The 19,757-nt window shown below is 67.2% G+C and carries 19 protein-coding genes and 1 riboswitch; of the genes, 5 read left to right on the top strand and 14 right to left on the bottom strand.

Annotation, left to right across the window (positions count from 1 at the left end; translation table 11 throughout):
• Positions 1 to 14: 14 nt before the first annotated feature.
• Positions 15 to 1,451, bottom strand: a complete 1,437-nt coding sequence (locus tag HBE63_RS29620) for a M28 family metallopeptidase (protein ID WP_166908635.1) — start codon at positions 1,449 to 1,451, stop codon at positions 15 to 17.
• Positions 1,448 to 2,953 carry a M28 family metallopeptidase gene (locus tag HBE63_RS29615; RefSeq protein ID WP_208301250.1) on the bottom strand — a complete coding sequence of 502 codons (1,506 nt, stop codon included), beginning with the start codon at positions 2,951 to 2,953 and terminating at the stop codon, positions 1,448 to 1,450. The genes HBE63_RS29620 and HBE63_RS29615 overlap by 4 nt, the downstream gene beginning before the upstream one ends.
• A gap of 337 nt (positions 2,954 to 3,290) precedes the next feature.
• Between HBE63_RS29615 and HBE63_RS29610 the strand changes: the two genes are divergently transcribed.
• Complete coding sequence (locus HBE63_RS29610) at positions 3,291 to 3,992, top strand: slipin family protein (protein WP_166908631.1); 702 nt, start codon at positions 3,291 to 3,293, stop codon at positions 3,990 to 3,992.
• A gap of 7 nt (positions 3,993 to 3,999) precedes the next feature.
• Here the strand turns inward: HBE63_RS29610 and HBE63_RS29605 are convergent, their stop codons facing one another.
• The 8 genes from HBE63_RS29605 to thiO form a co-directional block, all read right to left on the bottom strand.
• Positions 4,000 to 4,758, bottom strand: coding sequence for an ABC transporter permease (locus tag HBE63_RS29605; protein ID WP_166908629.1), 759 nt, complete (start codon positions 4,756 to 4,758; stop codon positions 4,000 to 4,002).
• A complete protein-coding gene (locus HBE63_RS29600) occupies positions 4,755 to 5,663 on the bottom strand; it encodes an ABC transporter ATP-binding protein (protein ID WP_166908627.1) in 909 nt (302 codons plus the stop codon). Before HBE63_RS29600 ends, HBE63_RS29605 begins: the two co-directional genes overlap by 4 nt.
• A gap of 47 nt (positions 5,664 to 5,710) precedes the next feature.
• Entirely contained in the window at positions 5,711 to 6,001 is a 291-nt protein-coding gene (locus HBE63_RS29595) for a WXG100 family type VII secretion target (RefSeq protein WP_166908625.1), read from the bottom strand.
• 16 nt (positions 6,002 to 6,017) lie between these two features.
• Positions 6,018 to 6,317 carry a WXG100 family type VII secretion target gene (locus HBE63_RS29590; protein ID WP_166908623.1) on the bottom strand — a complete coding sequence of 100 codons (300 nt, stop codon included), beginning with the start codon at positions 6,315 to 6,317 and terminating at the stop codon, positions 6,018 to 6,020.
• Positions 6,318 to 6,414: 97 nt separating this feature from the next.
• Complete coding sequence (locus HBE63_RS29585) at positions 6,415 to 7,155, bottom strand: SGNH/GDSL hydrolase family protein (RefSeq protein WP_208301519.1); 741 nt, start codon at positions 7,153 to 7,155, stop codon at positions 6,415 to 6,417.
• A 44-nt stretch (positions 7,156 to 7,199) separates the two neighbouring features.
• Positions 7,200 to 7,958 (bottom strand): thiazole synthase, encoded by a 759-nt coding sequence (locus HBE63_RS29580; protein WP_166908621.1) that lies wholly within the window; start codon positions 7,956 to 7,958, stop codon positions 7,200 to 7,202.
• Positions 7,951 to 8,151 carry a sulfur carrier protein ThiS gene (thiS, locus tag HBE63_RS29575; protein WP_166908619.1) on the bottom strand — a complete coding sequence of 67 codons (201 nt, stop codon included), beginning with the start codon at positions 8,149 to 8,151 and terminating at the stop codon, positions 7,951 to 7,953. Before thiS ends, HBE63_RS29580 begins: the two co-directional genes overlap by 8 nt.
• A complete protein-coding gene (thiO, locus tag HBE63_RS29570; RefSeq protein WP_166908617.1) occupies positions 8,148 to 9,164 on the bottom strand; it encodes a glycine oxidase ThiO in 1,017 nt (338 codons plus the stop codon). The genes thiS and thiO overlap by 4 nt, the downstream gene beginning before the upstream one ends.
• Positions 9,154 to 9,268, bottom strand: a riboswitch (TPP riboswitch). (Overlaps the previous gene by 11 nt.)
• Before the next feature lie 39 nt (positions 9,269 to 9,307).
• Between thiO and thiE the strand changes: the two genes are divergently transcribed.
• The gene (gene thiE / locus HBE63_RS29565; RefSeq protein ID WP_166908615.1) at positions 9,308 to 9,979 is read left to right on the top strand and encodes a thiamine phosphate synthase; all 672 of its coding nucleotides are present in this window, start codon (positions 9,308 to 9,310) and stop codon (positions 9,977 to 9,979) included.
• Here thiE and HBE63_RS29560 read toward each other — a convergent pair.
• Entirely contained in the window at positions 9,963 to 10,469 is a 507-nt protein-coding gene (locus HBE63_RS29560) for an NUDIX hydrolase (RefSeq protein ID WP_166908613.1), read from the bottom strand. The genes thiE and HBE63_RS29560 overlap by 17 nt on opposite strands.
• Before the next feature lie 135 nt (positions 10,470 to 10,604).
• On the opposite strand from HBE63_RS29560, the gene glnX reads away from it, so the two are divergent.
• From glnX to HBE63_RS29545, 3 genes are read left to right on the top strand one after another with little or no spacing between them, the layout of a single operon-like run.
• Entirely contained in the window at positions 10,605 to 11,924 is a 1,320-nt protein-coding gene (gene glnX / locus HBE63_RS29555; RefSeq protein WP_166908612.1) for a protein kinase G-activating protein GlnX, read from the top strand.
• Positions 11,921 to 12,892 carry a glutamate ABC transporter substrate-binding protein gene (locus HBE63_RS29550; RefSeq protein WP_208301249.1) on the top strand — a complete coding sequence of 324 codons (972 nt, stop codon included), beginning with the start codon at positions 11,921 to 11,923 and terminating at the stop codon, positions 12,890 to 12,892. The genes glnX and HBE63_RS29550 overlap by 4 nt, the downstream gene beginning before the upstream one ends.
• Positions 12,892 to 15,147: a serine/threonine-protein kinase PknG gene (locus HBE63_RS29545; protein ID WP_166908608.1), complete on the top strand. Its 2,256-nt coding sequence runs from the start codon at positions 12,892 to 12,894 to the stop codon at positions 15,145 to 15,147. The genes HBE63_RS29550 and HBE63_RS29545 overlap by 1 nt, the downstream gene beginning before the upstream one ends.
• 16 nt (positions 15,148 to 15,163) lie before the next feature.
• On the opposite strand, the gene HBE63_RS29540 is transcribed toward HBE63_RS29545, so the two are convergent.
• Genes HBE63_RS29540 through HBE63_RS29530 form a run of 3 tightly spaced genes read right to left on the bottom strand, consistent with a single transcriptional unit; the run spans position 15,164 to position 19,750 of the window.
• Positions 15,164 to 16,300, bottom strand: a complete 1,137-nt coding sequence (locus HBE63_RS29540) for an acetate kinase (protein ID WP_166908606.1) — start codon at positions 16,298 to 16,300, stop codon at positions 15,164 to 15,166.
• The gene (gene pta, locus HBE63_RS29535) at positions 16,297 to 18,375 is read right to left on the bottom strand and encodes a phosphate acetyltransferase (protein WP_371814837.1); all 2,079 of its coding nucleotides are present in this window, start codon (positions 18,373 to 18,375) and stop codon (positions 16,297 to 16,299) included. Before pta ends, HBE63_RS29540 begins: the two co-directional genes overlap by 4 nt.
• 52 nt (positions 18,376 to 18,427) lie before the next feature.
• A complete protein-coding gene (locus HBE63_RS29530) occupies positions 18,428 to 19,750 on the bottom strand; it encodes an aspartate aminotransferase family protein (RefSeq protein ID WP_166908602.1) in 1,323 nt (440 codons plus the stop codon).
• Between the last annotated feature and the right edge of the window lie 7 nt (positions 19,751 to 19,757).

The following is a 19,757-nucleotide window of genomic DNA, read 5'->3' as shown; positions in this document are numbered from 1 at the left end:
CTACCCCGGATGGTTCAACCGCGGTGACGTTTGTCCCGCGCCGGCACACCGTTGGCACCCTCGATCGACTGGGCATAGGTGCCGACGGTGAACGCGATCGCCGATCCCATGATCCCGAGCGCACGCGCATCGACGTTGTCGATGGTGTCGCGGGCGGTGTGATAGTTCGGATCGAAGGCCACGCCGGTCCGTCCGCCCCACAATCGGGCCTGAACCTGGGTCTTGCGCTGCGACGATCCGGTGGTCGCGCCCCCGATCGGTACCCCGGCCTGCAGGAGCGGGTGGTAGTCGGAGTTGGCGCCGATCGGCATGTCCGCGGGCCGCACCCCGGCGAGGTTGAGATAACCCGCCATGGTCCGTTCGATGCCGGCCGAGCCCTCGGGTATCGGTTTTGGATCGGTGGCCTGGCCGGACTGGTCGCCGTCATAGGTGAAGAACCCGGCGTTGGGTGAGCCGACCATGTCGAAGTTCAGGTACAGCGCGAGATCGTCGAGTTGATCCAGCGGCAGGCTGCGCACGTACTGCGTCGACCCTTCCAACCCCATCTCCTCGGCACCCCAGAACGCGAACCGCACCGCATTGTTCCCCTTCGGCGAACTGCCCAGCTGCAGCGCGGTTTCCAGGACGGCGGCCACTCCCGAACCGTTGTCGTTGATGCCGGGCCCGCCACCCACACTGTCCAGGTGCGCGCCGACGAGCACCACATCCGAGGCCGAACCGGTCTTCGTCTGCGCAGTCACGTTGCGGGATTTGACCATCTCGGCTTTGCCGTCGAGGGTCAGGCGCACCGGGGCGCTGGTGCGTAGCAGTGCCGCATCTGCAGTCTCGTCGATGACACCCACCGGCACGGTGAGTTGACGGTAGTAGCCGGTGGTGAACAACCCGCCCGGAGCGGGCTGCCGACCACGGTTGACCACCAGCAGCCCCACAGCCCCCTTCGCCAACGCGGTGTTCTGTTTGACCACAACGGAACACCCGGAGTCGTCGACGACCGCAATGGCACCGGCGATGTTGACCGAACCGTAGTCGGAGGCCGCGCACCCTGAGGGTTTCACCGGGTGCAACGTAGGCGCATTGAGGCCGCCCGGCGCCGTCATCACCAGCATCGACGCCTGATCTACTGTGTAACTGCGTCCGGACACGTTCAGCACCGGCTTGCCTCCGCGCATCGCGCCCATCCGCTCGAACTCGGGCGTCTGTACGTCGAAACCCTTGTCCCGCAGCAGTTGTGCCACATAGTCGACGCTGGCGTCGTAGCCGGGGCTGCCGACCGCCCGGTTGCCGTCATGGCTGTCGGCGATCTCCTGGAGCTTGCGCAGGTGGGTGAACATGGCGTCGACGGTGATCTTGCCCGCCAGATCCTGGGGGTCGACAACCTTCGGCGCTGACTGCGCCGAGCAGCCCGCCAGTGCGGCACCGAGCAATATAGTAGCGAGTCGGCGTGCCCTCACTGCGCGTTGATCTGGTGACGCGTGCGGTCTGCGCGGACCGGTAAACCGTTGCGGCCCCGCTGATCTTGGGCATACAGCCCGACAGCAAATGCGACTCCCTCACCATGTATCTGCAACGCATCCCGGTTCACGTGGTCAAGGGTATCGGTGTTCTTGTGATAGTTCGGGTCGAATGGTTCATCCGCCTGGCCGGCCCACAATTTCGCTTCCTCGGCATTCATCTTGTCCTCGGCACCCGAGAACAACCCGCCGGCGGGCACCCCCGCCATCGTGAACCCGTCGTAGTCGGACCGGCCGTCAAAACTGGTGTCGCGCGGCGTCTTTCCCGCCTCTTTCAGATAGTCCGCCAGCGTACGCTCGATTCCCGCCGAGCCCTCAGGAACCCGCGGGCGCCCCTGCTCGTCCAGCGGTGCGGACTGGTCGCCGTCGTAGGTGAAGTAGCCCGCGTTGGGGGAGCCGAGCATGTCGAAGTTCAGGTACATGGCAATGTCCTTGAGGGCTTCGGTGTCCAGGGATCCGACATAGTTGGTCGAGCCGAGCAAACCTTCCTCCTCGGCTCCCCAGAAGCCGAATCGCACGGCGTTGGCCAACTCCGGCGAATCGCCCAGCTGCAGAGCGGTTTCCAGTACGGCGGCGACCCCGGAACCGTTGTCGTTGATGCCGGGGCCTTCGGGCACGCTGTCGAGGTGGGCCCCGACCATCACCACGTCCGAGCTCGAGCCGGTCTTGGTCTGGGCGATGACATTGCGGGTGTGCTCGGTGCGCACCCCGGCGACTAGCTTGATCGTGGTAGGCCCGGGAGCGTTGCGCAGCCTGGTGCCTTCGTCCTTGGTCACACTGACCACCGGAATCTTGACCGCGGTGTTGCGGCCCAGTGTGCCGCCCATCTTCTCCTCGTTGTCGGTGTTGACGACGATCATCGCGACCGCACCGCGCTCGGCGGCTGCGGCCTGCTTGTGGGCGAAGGGGCAGGAGCCACGGTCGACCAGCACCACGCCACCGGCGACCGGCAGTCCGTCGTAGTCGGCGGCCTCGCATCCCGGGGTGTCCTCCACCTTCGCGGGCACCAGCGGGCCGGACACCCCTTCCTGCGCGGTGCCGACGGTGAACTCCAGCGGCTTGGCGGTGACGGGCTGGCCACCGACGGTCACCTGGGGGTCCTCGGCGAACGGGAGTTTCACCTCGAACTCCGGGGTCTGGACGTCAAATCCCTTATCGCGCAGGGCCCCGGCGACGTAGTCCACACTTGCGTCGTACCCCGCGGTGCCCAGCGCGCGATTGCCGTCGTGCGTGTTGGCAATTTCCTGCAGCTTGCCCAGATGCCCCATCATCGCGTCGGCCGAGACCTGCGCACGCAACTGGTCGGCGAACAGCACCGCCGACGATGAGGACTCCCGGGACGACTGCCCGTCGGTCTGCAGTTCGGTCTTTGCATCACAGCCGGCCAGCCCCATGGTCAGCGCCAGTGCGCCGAGAACCGCCCCCGTCGAAGTACGTCGCATTGCACCCACGGTAGCTGCTGCCTTGAACTGCCAGACCGAAAAATCAGTTGCCTGGCGATTTGCTGTGATGGCATCGTGTTTCCCGACGCCGACAGGGAAGCAGGCCGCGCGGGGTACCGCAACGTTTCTGCGTGTTGCCGGCGGCGTCATGGCACAGGTAAAGGGCCTGAGGTTCGAATCCTCTCCTACAAATCCCGATACCGTCGCCGGGTTCACGCGATCAACGACCTTGTGGCCCGCATCCGCCGGTACGGGGGCGCGATGCCCCGTCAACGATCACGTCCGGCGACGGTATCGGGTTGCCGCACAGACACATACACCGGAAGGAGGACACGATATGGGTATCTTCACGTTCAACCGAATCACCGTTTCCGCAGGCCAGTGCGCACTGGAGTACCGCGACGGCACGCTGGGTCGTGTCCTGCCCCCGGGGCGCCACCGCATTGATGTGGCGGCCTCGGTGGTGCGTGTCGAGATGCGTGAGCAGGTGCTCACGCTGGCGCCGCAGGAGGTGCTGACCTCGGATGCGGTGACGCTGCGGATCACCGTCGCACTGCAGTTCAAGGTCAGCGACGCGGTGGCTTACGTGGAGGCGGCCGCGGATCCGATGGCCGCGGTGTACCTGGCCGCGCAGATCGCCATGCGTCACCTCGTCGCCGCGGTGACCGCCGACGAGGTGATGCAGCGCGGCAACCGTATCGATGCCGGGGCAATCGCTGCAGCGGCGCGGACGGCGGGCGCCCGCACCGGGGTCGAGGTGATCGAGGCGTTCGTAAAGGACGTGATCATCCCCGCCGAGATCCGTGCCGCGGCGATGCAGCTGGTGACGGCCAAGGCCACCGGCGCGGCGAAGCTCGAAGCGGCCCGCGCCGAGACCGCGGCACTGCGCACGCTGGCCAATGCCGGCAAGCTGCTGGACGCCCACCCGGCACTGGCTCAGCTGCAGCTGATCCAGCGCGTGCCGTACGGGTCGAAGGTGGTGCTCGCTTTGGGCAGCACGGATGCGGTTTCAACGAATGTGGCGTCTGACCCGGAGTAATTCCGGGTCAGGCGTCACGCCTGTTCAGCACCACCGCGGCGGCCACGAAGGCGACCGCCACCCACACCATGAAGTAGACCAACGAGCCCAGTTCGCCCCACGGCATGACATACGTCGGGAACAACCAGTCCACGTGCAGGAACGTGAACATGTTGGCGAACGGCAACCACGGACCCGTCCGTGGACCGGAGTTCGGCATGTTGCCGAGCAGAGGCTCGGCCACCAGCGGCCACAGCAACAGGACCGCCACCGCACCGGCGGCGAATCGCACCAGCGCCCCGACTGCCACCCCGAGCACCGCGGCCAGCGCGGCGTACAACGCGAACCCGCCGGCCACCCGCCACGTCGCCGGGTTCACCATCGACAACTGCACACCCACCACCGGGTCGGCGACCATCCGGGCCACCAGCACCGAGGCCAGCACCATGATCACCGCGCACACCGAGGAGAACGCCGCGCACACCACCGCCTTCGCCGTCAGCACCTGCGTGCGGTTCGGGGTGGCCAGCAGCGTGGTGCGGATCAGCCCGCTGCGGTACTCGCCGGTCATGGTCATCGAGGACAGCACCATCAACACCGGAACCCCGAACACCGCGACCCCGAGCGCGGCCTTGGACGGGGACAGCCCGCTGTAGTGGTCAGCCGTGAAGCCCTGCAGGGCGGCGAGCCCGAGGCTGAGCACCGCCACCCCGGCCACCGACCACAGCGGGGAGCGTGTGGTGGACAGTTTGATGCGTTCGGCGTCGAACGCGGCCAACGCGCTCATCGTGCTGCCCGGTAGTCGACGGCATCATCGGTGAGTTTCAGATACGCCTCCTCCAGCGAGGCCTGCCGCTGGCTCAGCTCGTGCAGGGCGATCGCGTTGCGCGCGGCCAGGTCGCCGATCACCTCGATGGCCGCGCCGTGCACCGCCAGCGCATCGCCGTCGGCGGCGGCCTCCACCTCGAACCCGGCGCCGGCGAGAACCTCGCGCAGCGTTTCCAACTGGGGGCTGCGCACCCGCACGGTGTCCGCAGACGTGCCACTCACGAACTCGCTCACCGTGGTCGAGGCGATCAGCTTGCCCTGCCCGATCACCACCAACCGGTCGGCGGTGTTGGACATCTCGGCCAGCAGGTGGCTGGACACGAACACTGTGCGACCCTCGGCGGCCAGGCTGCGCATCAGGGTGCGCACCCAGTGGATGCCCTCGGGGTCCAGGCCGTTGACCGGCTCGTCGAACAACAGCACCGGCGGATCGCCCAGCAGCGCGGCGGCGATCCCCAACCGCTGGCTCATGCCCAATGACAGCGTCCCGGCATTGCGGTCCCCTGCCGACGTCAGCCCGACCGTCTCGAGCACCTCGTCCACCCGGGTCGCCGGGATCCGGTTGGCCGCGGCGATCCAGCGCAGGTGGTTGCGGGCGGAGCGGTTCGGATGAGCCTGGCGCGCGTCGAGCAGGGCGCCGACCGTGCGCAGCGGGTCACGTAGCTCCCGATAGTGCTTGCCATCGATGGTCGCGTTCCCGGCACTGGGATGGTCCAGTCCGAGGATCAGCCGCATCGTGGTGGTCTTGCCCGCGCCGTTGGGCCCGAGGAAGCCGGTAACCACGCCCGGTTCGACGGTGCACGTCAGATCGTCGACAGCGCGGTGGGTGCCGTAGAGCTTTGTCAGCCCGGTCAGTTCGATCATCACCGCCATCATTGCAGGCGGTGTCGTTCTGACTGCTCAGGTTGAGATCAGCTGAACATTCCCGTCACATCGGACTCGGTGGTATTGAGCGTGTCGATGCCCGCGTGAACCGCGGCGCACAGCTGGTCCAGCGCCTGAGCCTCTTCGTCGGCTTCCTTGTTCCACTCGCTGTACTGCTGATTGAACTGTTCCGACGCCGTGCCACTCCACATCCCCCCGATGTCGGCCATCAGTGCGGTCTCTTCTTCCAGGATCTGTTTGACCTTGGCGGCCTCGGAATCCAGCTCGGCGGCCAGTTGCCGTGTCCGCTCGAACTGGACGGTGATATCGGTGCTCATGCGGAGACCTTCTGTCTCAAATGTTCATGGACTGGGCCAGCGGGCCGGCAGCATCACTGTCGGTCCCCTCGTATGCCGCGATCGCCTCGCTGAGGAGGTGCGACATGTCGAGCTCTTCCCGACGGACATCTGACGCCTGCGTGAGGTAGTTCGAGAGTGCGGTCTGGACCGCCGACCCCGACGTTCCGGTCCAGGTCGCGGCGAGCTCACCCGCGATCTCAGCGACCCGGCGCTCGTGCTGGGCGCGTTCGGCCGCGAATTTCGACAGTTGGGCAGACTTCTTCCGAAGCTCGTCACCATTCAACCCAAGGGCCATGGCACCTCCCTCAATTCAAGCCGGCAGCGGCGGTTATCTCCAGTGAGAAGCGTTGAGAAGATTGTTGCACGCCGCCATCAGCCCTGATGGCACCAATTCAGGTGTCGACGCCGGCCTGCGCCACCACCAGATCGGCGACCGCCCGCATGCCCGCGGCGTTCGGGTGCAGCGGCGCGGGCCGGTTCAGCCAGGGCAAACCGGGCCGCGTGGTCCACGGCTGGGCCGACCAGGCATGGTGCGTCAGGCTGGCCTGTGCGGCGCGAACCCATCCGCAGTCTGTCTGCGCGGCCGCCTCTCCGGTGAGTCGTTCCAGCGTGGCCGCGACCTGCCGTCCCAGCGCGACATCGGCCTCCGACAGTGATGGCGGCACGACGCCTTCTGGCGGCAGCAGCGTCAGGTAGTCGACGAACAGCACCTGTGCCTGCGGAGCGCGTCGCCGGATCTCACTGCCCACGGTCACCAGGGCATCGGCCACTTCGGTCAGCGCCGCCGCACGCGCGTCGGGATCGAGCAGGTCACGCAACCGCGGCCCCACCAACGGCAGGGACCGCGTGAACCGGGGCAACGCAGCGGACATCAACAGGGGCACGTAACCGGCGTCGTTGCCCCCGATCGTGACCGTGACCAGGGCCTCGGACCCGTCGAGCGCATCGATCTGCGGTGGCGCACCGTTCTGATGATCACGCAGTATGTGCGCGGTGATGGCCCCGGAGTAGGTCACATCTACCAGGTCGAGCCCGAGTCGGGCGGCCACCAGATGCGGGTAATTGCGGGCCGAGCGGCCTGCCTGCCACGGCGCGCCCTCGGCCGATGGCTTGATGCCCGGCCCGGCAGCCATCGAACTGCCCAGGGCCACATAGCGTTTACCGTTCACTTCGGGATTCACAGCGCAGGGCTCGACGCCTGGGCCCAGAATCGCTTCGGGATACGGCCGGCCTGACGTGCCAGATATCCGGCGGTGACGGCTGCGGACATCGCCGCAGCCATCGTGGGAGGATCGGACGCCCGGGTGACGGCGGTGGCCAACAGCACGGCGTCACAGCCCAATTCCATCGCCAGCGCGGCATCCGACGCCGTGCCGATCCCGGCGTCCAGCACCACCGGCACCCCGGCCTGCTCGACGATCATCTCGATGTTGTGCGGGTTGGAGATGCCCAGACCGGTGCCGATCGGCGATCCCAGCGGCATGACTGCGGCGCACCCGGTGTCCTCCAGCCGGCGTGCCAGGACGGGGTCGTCGTTGGTGTAGGGCAGCACGATGAACCCGTCATCGACCAATTGCTCTGCCGCCTTGACCAATTCGATGGCATCGGGCAACAGTGTGCGTTCGTCGGCAATGACTTCGAGTTTGACCAGGTCGGTGCCCAGCGCCTCGCGGGCCAACTGCGCGGTGAGCACAGCCTCGGCCGCGCCGCGACAACCCGCGGTGTTGGGCAGCGCCGCGATACCGAGCCGGTTGAGCAGGTCGAGCACTCCGGTGCCGGCCTCGGCGTCCACCCGCCGCATCGCCACGGTCGTCAATTCTGTGCCCGAAGCGATCAAAGCCTCTTCCAGCACAGCCAGATTGGGTGCACCACCGGTGCCCATGATCAGCCGCGAGCCGAACTCCCGGCCGCCGATCTTGAGCGTTGATTCACCCACCCTGCACCGCCGTCACAACCTCCACCCGGGCGCCGTCGGCCAGCGTCCGATCCCACTCCGACCGGGGCAGCACGGTCCAGTCCAGCGCGACCGCGATGCCCTTGTCCGGGAAGCCCCGGGTTTGCAGCAGTCCCTCGATGGTGGTCAGCTCGTCCACCTCCAGGGCCTCGTTGTTGACCGTGATGGTGATCATTTCGCTCCCACACTCACTTCGAGTTCAGCCGCGATCCGCTCAGCGGTCCACGGCGCCAACAGAAATCCGTTCCGGCCATGCCCGACGGCCACCAGGGTCCGCTCGTCGACACGCTCGACGATGGGCAGCCCGTCGGGCGTCATCGGCCGCAGCCCGGCCGCCGTCTCGGCCAGCTCGTACTCGCCCAGTGCGGGCACCACCGCGCAGGCGTCCTCCAGCAGATCACGCACCCCGCTGACCACCGGCGCGGTGTCACGTCCGTGCTCGTACTGGGTGGCGCCGACCACGACACCGTCGGCCCGCGGCACGAGGTATACCGGCCGACCGTGTACCCGCGCCCGAATCACGCGCTGCGGCACCGGCATACAGCCCTTGCGCCACCGCAGCCGCAGCACCTCGCCCTTCACCGGGCGCACCGGCAGGCCGGGCAGGAGCTTCGGGGCGTCGATCCCGTTGGCGATCACCCGCTGGTCGGGGGCGCCGTCTCGATCAAGTTCGTCCAGGCTCTCGACCGGTCCGGCCCACCGCACCGCCAGCCGCTCGCATTGCGCGGCCAGCCCGTCCACCACGGCCCGGTTGTCCACGGCGAGTTCGGTGGTGGCCCGAAACCCGTGCCGGATACCCTGGGCCAGCAGCGGTTCCACCTCCCGGGCGGCCGTGGTCAGTTCGACCGGCTGCCCCTGGGCGGACAGCCATTCGGCGACGGTGCGCAGATCGGCCACATCGGCCCGGTCCACGGCCACCACCAGCGACTCGCGGGAAGTGACCACCTCGGGCGCCAGTCCCTCGAGGAAACCCGAGTGCCACAACTTCAGCGATTCCAGGCCGATCTGCAGGATCTGCTCTTCGCCCGGCCAGCCTTCGCTGTGCGGGGCCAGCATGCCGCCGGCCACCCACGAGGCGCCACGCTCGGTGGTGCAGTGCAGCCGCACGGTCCAGCCGTCCAGCGCAGCCCGGCGTGCGACAGACAGCCCGATGACACCGCCGCCGATGACGGCGAGTGTTCGCGCCATATCCGCTCCCTTCGCCGGCATGACCCGGATCAGGTGTGACGGTCAGGGCCGGTCCGTATGCCCACTCTCAGCCCCTCGTCCCCGGGACTCCCGTATTGATTGCCAGTCCAGGGTACTCGGGCGGTACCGGCTACCGTCGCGGTGTGGAATCACCCGCCGACCGTTTGCAGCGCGCCACCCTGTACCTGTGCACCGACGCCCGCCGGGAGCGCGGTGACCTGGCCGAGTTCGCCGACGCGGCGTTGGCCGGCGGGGTGGATCTGATCCAGCTACGCGACAAGGGTTCGGCCGGGGAGAAGCAGCTCGGCCCGCTGGAGGCCCGCCACGAACTCGAGGCGCTGCAGATCCTGGCCGACGCCGCCCACCGCCACGGTGCGCTGCTGGCGGTCAACGACCGCGCCGACATCGCGCTGGCGGCCGGGGCCGACGTGCTGCACCTGGGCCAGGACGATCTGCCGCTGGACGTCGCGCGCGGCATCATCGGAGATCGTCCGGTGATCGGTCGCTCCACCCATGACGCCGCCCAGGCAGCCGCGGCGCTCACCGAAGCCGTGGACTACTTCTGCGTCGGCCCGTGCTGGCCCACCCCGACCAAGCCGGGCCGAACCGCACCGGGCCTGGATCTGGTGCGTTCGACGGCGGCGCTGAACCCGGCCAAGCCGTGGTTCGCGATCGGCGGGATCGACCAGCAACGGCTGCCCGAGGTGCTGGCTGCCGGCGCCCGTCGCATCGTGGTGGTCCGCGCGATCACCGCAGCCGAAGATCCGCGGGCGGCAGCCGCCGAACTCAAGTCTGCGATCACTCCGGAGAGTTGAGCACCAGCGGCAGCGACGCCGTCACGGCGCGCAGCTGCTCCCAACTGGCGGCGAACCCGGGATGCAACGGCAACTCGGCGACGTCGTCCTCGGCCACCCAGCGCAACTCCGAGCTCTCCCGGTTCGGGACGGTCTCCAGTGGTGCGGGCACATCGGCGATCACCGTCGTGTAGCTCCAGTGCGTGCCGCCGGTACCGGCCACCTCGGCCGTCACCACCGTGGTCCGCACGGTGAGCTGCGCGGCCGTCACCCCGGCTTCCTCGTGGGCCTCCCGGACCGCGGCCTGTTCGGCGGTCTCGTGACTGTCGCGGGCACCGCCGGGCAGGGCCCAGGTTCCGCCCTGATGACTCCACGGGGCGCGGTGTTGCAGCAGCACGGCGGCCGATCCACCGGGCCACGGAGCGCGCAGCAACAGCCCGGCCGCACCATAACGACCCCAATACCGGGCGCCGTTGTCGGAGAACACCCAGCCGTCACCGTCGCCATGCACCCGTACAGGATAAGGAACGCAGCCAGTTTCGGCGGGCCCCAATTTCTCCGCGAGCCTAAGCACGGCCCTCTTAGAATTTTTTTATAGTGTGGGGACACCCCGTAAGCACCGAAACTAAATGAGGTCCGTGCGCAGGTGACTGTGGAGTTGGCACATCCCTCGACCGAACCGCTCGCGTCCCGGTCGCCGACCACTCCTGCCCACCCGCGGTGGTGGTTCCTGTGGACCACGCCGGGACGCATCCTGACGATCGGAGTGACGCTCGCCGGGCTGGTTATAGCCAGTGCGTTCGCCACATCCACCACGATCAACGATCGCCAGCAGGCACTGACCACGGTTCTTGATCACACCGAACCCCTGGCGTTCGCGGCCGGCCAGCTCTACACCACACTGTCGGTCGCCGACGCCGCCGCGGCAACGGCCTTCATCGCCGGGGCCGAGCCGCGTGACGTGCGGCAGCGCTACGAGCAGGCCATCACCGACGCCTCGGTGGCGGTGACCCGGGCTTCGAGCGGGTTGACCGACGAAGAGCTGGTGCAGCTGCTCGGCCGGATCAATGCACGGCTGGCGGTCTACACCGGCCTGGTGGAGACCGCGCGGACCAACAACCGGGCCGGCAACCCGGTCGGTTCGTCGTACCTGTCGGAAGCCTCGGCGCTGATGCAGTCGCAGATCCTGCCCGACGCGCAACGCCTGTACGAAGAGACCTCGGCACGGGTGGATGCCGAGACGACGGCCTCCACCCGGATCCCGGCCGCGGTCATGCTGGTGGTGCTGGCGACGTTGATGTTCGGCGCGTTCGCCAACCGGTGGCTGGCGCGACGCACCCGGCGCCGGGTCAACATCGGTTTCGTGGCCGGCGGAATGGCCGTGCTGATCATGCTGATCTGGGTGACGACGGCACTGGTGATCTCGACATCGGACAGCCGCAGCGCCAAGGACACCGCCGCCGAATCCCTGAAGACCGTGACCAATCTGGCCATCACCGCCCAGCAGGCCCGGGCCGACGAGACACTGGCCCTGATCCGGCGTGGCGACGAGAACCTGCGTAAGCAGTCCTACTATCAGCGCATCGAGGCTATGCAGCAGCAGCTCGCCCAATATCTGGCCCGCGACACCCGCATCGACAAGAGCGATCTGACAGGTGCCGAAGATCTGCTCACCAAATGGCGTGCGGCCGACGACCGCATCAACGCGTACATCGCGGTGGGCAACTACCAGGCCGCGACGCAGGTGGCGCTGGGCACCGGCGAGGACGATTCCACGTCGGCCTTCGACAAGCTCGACGACGCGCTGTCCAAAGGCATCGAACAGAGCCGCAGCCAGTTGCGCAACGACATCGCCAATGCCCGCCGGGTGCTGTCCGGGGCGACCGTGGGTGCCGCCCTGCTCAGTGTGGCCGCAACGCTGGCGGTGACGCTGGGGTTGTGGCCCCGACTCAGTGAGTACAGATGATGAGAAAGGCGCGAAAGATGTTGGCCGCGCTCACCGCGGCCGTGGCGGTGGCCGGGTGCGGTCAGAGTGCACCGGCGTTGACCGTGCCGACGATGACGCTGGCTCCGCCCAGCCCGGCGGGCATGCAGGAGCTTGCTCCTCAGCCGGTGCGGGTGCCCACGCCCGACACCGACGAGTGCAACCGCACCGCCAGCCTGCGACCGTTCAGCAATCGGGCCGACGCCGACGCGGCAGTGGCCAAGATCCGCGACCGCGGACGGTTGGTCGTCGGGCTGGACATCGGTAGCAATCTGTTCTCGTTCCGGGATCCGATCACCGGTCAGATCAACGGGTTCGACGTCGACATCGCCGGGGAGGTCGCCCGCGACATCTTCGGCACTCCGTCACAGGTCGAGTACCGCATCCTGTCCTCGGCCGACCGCATCACCGCGCTGCAGAACAATCAGGTCGACATCGTGGTCAAGACCATGACGATCACCTGTGAGCGCCGCAAGCAGGTGAACTTCTCCACGGTGTATCTGATGGCCCATCAACGCATCCTCGCCGCGCGCGATTCCAACATCTCGCAGGCCTCCGACCTCTCGGGCAAGCGGGTGTGCGTGGTGGACGGCACCACCTCTCTCAAGCGGATCCAGCAGATCAGCCCGGCACCGATCATCGTCTCTGTGGTCACCTGGGCCGATTGCCTGGTGGCGCTGCAGCAGCGCCAGGCCGACGCGGTCAGTACCGACGATTCGATCCTGGCCGGGCTGGTGGCCCAAGATCCGTACCTCCACATCGTCGGCCCCAGCCTGAACGAGGAGCCCTACGGCATCGGGCTGAACCTGGAGAACACCGGGCTGGTCCGGGTCGTCAACGCGACGCTGGAACGCATCCGCCGCGACGGCACCTGGAACACGTTGTACCGCAAGTGGTTGACCGTACTTGGCCCGGCACCGTCTCCCCCGGTCGCGAGGTATGTCGACTGATGAAACAGCCTGACGATCCCGATACCGAGGGCGGCCCCGGGACGCAGCCGGCGAGCCTGGAAGACCTCGACATGGATTCGCGGTCGACCATGCGGCCGATGGCCACCCAGGCGGTGTTCCGTCCGGAGTTCGACGATTCCGACGACGGACCGTACGGCGGCGACACCGAACCACAAAACCTCGCCACGATCGCGACCCGGATGCTCTCGCCGATCCGCCGGCTGGGTGGCGGGCTGGTCGAGATCGCACGGGTGCCCGAGCGCGATCCGTTGGCAGCGCTGATGACCAATCCGGTGGTGGCCGAGCAGAAGCGGTTCTGCTGGAACTGCGGCAAGCCGGTCGGTCGATCATCATCGGATGGCCATGCCCTGTCAGAGGGTTGGTGCCCGCACTGCGGCAGCGCGTATTCGTTCCTGCCGCAGCTGTCCCCGGGCGAGATCGTTGCCGACCAATACGAGATCAAGGGCTGCATCGCCCACGGCGGGTTGGGCTGGGTGTATCTGGCCTTCGACCACAACGTGAACGAACGTCCCGTCGTGCTCAAAGGCCTGGTGCATTCCGGTGACGCCGAGGCCCAGGTGATCGCGATGGCCGAACGCCAATTCCTGGCCGAGGTGACACATCCGGGAATCGTGAAGATCTACAACTTCGTCGAACACGATGACAAGCACGGCAATCCGGTCGGGTACATCGTGATGGAGTACGTCGGTGGAACATCGCTCAAACAGGCCAGGGGAACTCGGCTTCCGGTAGCCGAGGCGATCGGCTACATGCTGGAGATCCTGCCCGCGCTGGGCTATCTGCATTCGATCGGGCTGGCCTACAACGACCTGAAGCCCGAGAACATCATGATCACCGAGGAGCAGCTCAAGCTGATCGACCTCGGTGCGGTATCGAAGCTCAACTCCTACGGATACCTTTACGGCACACCAGGATTCCAGGCTCCCGAGATTGTGCGCACCGGGCCGACGGTGGCCACCGACATCTACAGTGTGGGGCGCACGCTGGCCGCGCTCACCCTGAATCTGCGGACCCGTCGGGGTCGCTACGTCGACGGGCTGCCCTCCGAAGACCCGGTACTCGACACCTACGATTCCTTCGGCCGGTTCCTGCGCCGCGCCATCGATCCGGATCCGCGACGCAGGTTCAGCAGTGCCGAAGAGATGTCGTCCCAGTTGCTCGGTGTGCTGCGCGAGGTGGTGGCCACCGACACCGGAATCCCCCGCCCCGGTCTGTCGACGGTGTTCAGCCCGTCCCGGTCCACGTTCGGGGTCGATCTGCTGGTGGCGCACACCGACGTTTACGTTGACGGCCAAGTCCATTCGGAGAAGCTGACCGCACAGGAGATCGTGCGGGCACTCCCAGTGCCGCTGGTGGACCGGACCGACGTCGGGGCTCCGCTGCTGGTGGCCAGTGTGCTCAGCCAGCCCGTGCACACCCTGGACCAGCTGCGCGCAGCACGCCACGGCGCGATCGACGCCGAAGGCGTGGACGTGGCCGAATCGGTGGAACTGCCGTTGATGGAGGCACGCGCCCTGCTGGATCTGGGCGATGTCGCCAAGGCCACCCGTAAGCTCGACGACTTGGCCGTCTGGGCCGGTTGGCGCTGGCGGCTGGTCTGGTTCCGCGCCGTGGCCGAGATGCTCTCAGCCGATTATGACTCGGCCACAAAGCATTTCACCGAGGTCCTGGACACATTGCCCGGGGAGCTGGCCCCCAAACTGGCGTTGGCCGCGACGGCCGAGCTGGCCGGTACCGCCGACGAGCTGAAGTTCTACAACACCGTGTGGAGCACCGACAACGGCGTGATCTCCGCCGGCTTCGGGTTCGCCCGCGCCGAGTCTGTTGCCGGGTCGCGGGACAAGGCGGTCCGGACCCTGGACGAAGTTCCACCCACCTCACGACATTTCACCACAGCCCGGCTGACGAGTGCGGTCACCCTACTGTCAGGGCGGTCCACCGGTGAGATCACCGAGCAGAACATCCGCGATGCGGCGCGGCGCGTGGAGGCGCTGCCCGATTCGGAGCCGCGGGTGCTGCAGATCCGGGCCCTCGTGTTGGGCACCGCGATGGACTGGCTGGCCGACAACACCGCGAGCAGCAATCACATTCTCGGATTCCCGTTCACCGAACACGGTCTCAAGCTCGGTGTCGAGGCGTCGCTGCGGGCGCTGGCCCGCGTCGCCCCCACTCAGTCGCACCGCTACGCCCTGATCGACCTGGCCAACAGTGTGCGGCCCATGAGCACCTTCTGAGTTCTCGCGAGCCGCGCTACGTGGTGACCAGGGCCGCACAGGCCTTCGCGATGGCCAGTTCCTCGTTGGTTGGCACCACCAGCACCGTCACCGATGAGTCCGAGGTCGAGATCCGTCGGGCCTCGTGCGACCGTACCGCGTTGAGTTCCTCGTCGATCTCGATCCCCAGTGCGGTCAAGCCGGCCAGCGCATCGCGGCGCACCGCGGCGTCGTTCTCCCCGACCCCCGCGGTGAAGCTGATGACGTCGGTGCGGCCAAGCACCGCCATATACGCCCCGACATACTTGCGTAACCGGTGGATGTAGACGTCGTACGCCAATTGTGCGTCGCTGTCCCCGGATTCCATGAGTCGGCGCAGATCCCGGAAATCGTTGGCACCACCGAGGCCGAGCACGCCCGACTGGCGATTGAGCATGGCCTCGATGTCCTCGATGCTCATACCGGCGGTGCGCCACAGATACGTGATGATGCCGGGATCGATGTCACCGCTGCGGGTGCCCATCACCAGGCCCTCCATCGGGGTGAGGCCCATCGAGGTGTCGACCGGACTCCCGTCGGCGATCGCTGACGCCGAGGCACCGTTACCGAGGTGTAGCACGATCTGGTTCAACGAATCGTAGGGGCGGCCCAGGAATTCTGCGGCCTGGTGGCTGACGTACTCGTGTGATGTGCCGTGGAAACCGTAGCGGCGAACCCTCCACTGTTCCGCCAGTTTTCGGTCGATCGCGTAGGTCTCGGCAGCCAACGGCAGATTGTGGAAGAACGCGGTGTCGAACACCGCGATGTGCGGCAGGTCGGGAAGCATCCGCCGGGCCACCTCGATACCCAGCACGGCCGGCGGATTGTGCAGTGGGGCCAGCGGGGACAACTCTTCGATCTCTTCCACGAGCGCATCGTCGATGACGGTGGGACGGTAGAACTTCTTGCCCCCGTGCACAACCCGATGCCCGACGGCCACCAGGCCGAGCTGGTCGAGGTGCAGCCCCTCGGCCGCGAGCTTGTCGAAGGTGGCCCGCAACGCCGCGTCGTGATCGGCGATCGGTCCCTCGCCGACCTGCTCGATGACGCCGTCAGCCAGGAATTCTCCGGTATCGGGTTTCACCACCGCGTACTTCAGCGACGACGATCCCGAGTTGATCACCAATACGGTCATGACTGCTCCTGCGCCTGGATGGCCGTGATCGCCACGGTGTTGACGATGTCCTCCACCAGGGCTCCCCGGGACAGATCGTTGACCGGCTTGTTCAAACCCTGCAGCACCGGCCCGATCGCGATGGCGCCGGCGCTGCGTTGCACCGCCTTGTAGGTGTTGTTACCGGTGTTGAGGTCGGGAAAGATCAGCACGGTGGCCCGCCCCGCCACCGGCGAGTCGGGCATCTTGGTGACCGCCACCGACGGCTCCACCGCCGCGTCGTACTGAATGGGCCCCTCCACCAACAGATCCGGCTCGCGTTGACGCACCAGTTCGGTTGCCGCCCGGACCTTGTCGACGTCGGCCCCAGTACCCGAGGTTCCTGTCGAATACGACAGCATGGCGACCCGCGGGTCGATGCCGAACTGTGCTGCGGTGCGGGCCGAGGAGACTGCGATGTCCGCAAGTTGCTCCGCCGTCGGATCCGGCACGATCGCGCAGTCGCCGTAGGCCAGTACCCGGTCGGCGAGACACATCAGGAAGATGCTCGACACTGTGGAAATCCCGGGTGCCGTCCTTATGATCTCGAAGGCCGGCCGCACGGTGTGCGCGGTGGTGTGCGCGGCGCCTGAGACCATGCCGTCCACCATTTGGTTGTGCACCAGCATGGTGCCGAAATACGAGACGTCGTGGATGGTCTCGCGGGCCTGCTCGAACGTGATGCCCTTCTTACGGCGCAGCTCGGCGTACTGCTCGGCGAACCGGTCGCACAACTCGCTGGTGCGCGGATCGAGCACTACGGCCGCATCGATGTTGACACCGAGTTCGGCTGCCCGGGAACGGATCTGGCTTTCCTCGCCGAGGATGGTCAGGTCGGCCACCTCGTGCTGCAACAACCGGCCCGCGGCCTTGAGGATGCGGTCGTCCGTCCCCTCCGGCAACACGATGCGCCTGCGGTCGGAGCGGGCCTGGTCGAGCAGCTGATAGGTGAACATCTGCGGCGTGGTGACCGCGGGGATCGGGATGCTCAGCTGTGCGATCAGATCGTTGACGTCGACGTGTTTGTCCATCAGGGCCAGCGCGGTGTCGATCTTGCGCTGCGATTTCGCAGTTACCCGGCCACGGGCGCCGGCGACCCGACTGGCGGTCTCGAAGGTGCCGTATTTGGTGGCGACAATTGGCAGCCGTTGTCCGAGCCCTTCGACCAGGGCCGCGATGGCCGGGTGCAGATCGAGCCCGCCGTTGAGGATGATGCAGGACAGTGACGGAAAGCCTTCGGCCGCATGGGCACTTACGAGAGCAAGGACGACGTCAGAGCGGTCGCCCGGCGTGATCACCGCAACGCCCTCGGTCAGCCTCTCCAGGCAGTGCTCGGCCGTCATACCGGCGACCATCACGCCCATCGCCTCGCGGGACAGCAGCTCAGGATCGCCGGCGATCACGGTGCCGTCGACCGCCATCCGCAGTTCGGCCACCGACGGCGCCACCAGCAACGGCTCCTCGGGCAGCACATAGGCGGGCGGGCCGAGCGGTTTGAGGGCCTCGGCCACGGCGTCCAGCTGCGCCGGGTCACACCGGTTGGCGACCACGGCCGCGGCGTGGGCATGCTGATGGTTCAACTCGGCCAGGCACACCTCGGTCACATGAGCGACCTCCTCGGGCGTGCGGTCGGCGGCCTTGACCGCGAGCACGACGGGCGCGCCGAGGTTGACCGCGATGCGCGCGTTCATGCTCAGCTCGCTGGGGGTGGCCACGTCGGTGTAGTCGCTGCCGACGATCAGCACCGCGTCGCACTGCTCGGCCACGCGGTGGAACCGGTCGACGATATCGGCGATCGCGACGTCGGGATCCTCGTGCACCTGCTGGTAGCTGACTCCGACACATTCGTCGTAGCTCAACCCCGCCGTGGCACTGGCCAGCAACAATTCGAGGATGTAATCGCGATTCTCGCCGAGGCGTGTGATGGGACGGAACACCCCGACCTTCGGCACGGTCGCAGCAAGTCGATGCAGCATCCCGAGCGCGATAGTCGACTTGCCGGTGTCACCTTCGGGTGACGCAATATAGATCGCGGTGGCGACGGCTGCCTGCGGCACTGGTACAGCATCCCTCATCATGGGGTTGGAGTGCCAGATGCTCTGCTTTTGCTCAGCGCAACTCACGCAGCGCATTGGCGAATTCGGTGCAGAACCAGTCCGCATCCGACAAAGAGAATACCAGGGGCGGTCGCACCTTCAGCACACTGCCCTCGGCTCCGCACACCGAGATGAGAACTCGGCGATCCCGCATCGCGTTGACCAAGTCGTGGGCCGCGGCCCGATCGGGGGTCTTGTCATCCGGGTCGCTGACCACCTCGATCCCGACGTACAGCCCGGCCCCGCGCACATCGCCGATCCGCGGGTGGTCGGCGGCCAGCAGGGTCAGCTCGTTACGCAGCGCGGTGCCGACCCGGGCCGCGTTGGCCATCAGCCCTTCATCCTCGATGACGTCGAGCACCGCGCCCGCCGCAGCCATCGACACCGGATTGCCGCCGAAGGTGTTGAAGTACGGCACCTCGCGGGCGAACGCCTCGAGTACCTCGCTGCGGGCGGCCATCGCCGCCACCGGCAATCCGTTGGCCATCGGCTTGCCCATCGTGGCCAGGTCGGGCACGACACCGTGGCGGGTGAAGCCCCACATCGACTCCCCGGTGCGGCCGAAGCCCGGTTGCACCTCGTCGGCGATGAACACCCCGCCGGACGCCCGCACCGCCGCCACTGCCGGCGCCAACACCGAGGGGTCGGGATAGATGCCGTCGGAGGAGAAGAACGTGTCCACGATCAAACAGCTCACGCCATGACCGGCGGCCTGCAGTTCGGCGATCGCGGCATTCACGTCGGCCAGGAAAAGGGCCGCCACATCGGCACCCGCGCGGTAACTGTCCGGAGCGGCCACGGCGCGCGCATGCGACCCGATGGTGGTGGCGCCTCCGATCGACGGTGAAATGGCCGTCACTGCTTCGGTATTGCCGTGGTAGGCGTCGCGGGTGACGATCACCCCGCGTGCCCCGGTGTACATCTGGGCCACCCGCAGGGCCAGGTCGTTGGCCTCCGAGCCGGTGCAGGCATACATCACCTGGTCGACTTCGCCTGGGAATGTGGCCAACAGCCGCTGCGAGTACTCCACGATGCCCTCGTGCAGGTAGCGGGTGTGGGTATTGAGCGTCTCGGCCTGGCGGGTGATGGCGGCCACCACGTGCGGGTGGCAGTGCCCGACGCTGACGACGTTGTTGTACGCGTCGAGGTAGCGCTCGCCGTCCGCGTCGAACAGGTGGCTGCCACTGCCGCGGACCAGGTGCACCGGCCGTTCGTAGAACAGCCGGTACGCCGGGCCCAGTAAGTGCGTGCGGGCCTCGATCAGCTTCTCGGTATCGGCGTCGGTCGACAAACCACCCGAATAGCTGTTGGAGTCCATGATGTTTGAGAACCCCATGGCCCTT

The sequence above is a fragment of the Mycobacterium sp. DL440 genome (assembly GCF_011745145.1).
GTDB lineage: Bacteria > Actinomycetota > Actinomycetes > Mycobacteriales > Mycobacteriaceae > Mycobacterium.
This window is presented reverse-complemented; position numbering and strand designations above follow the sequence as displayed.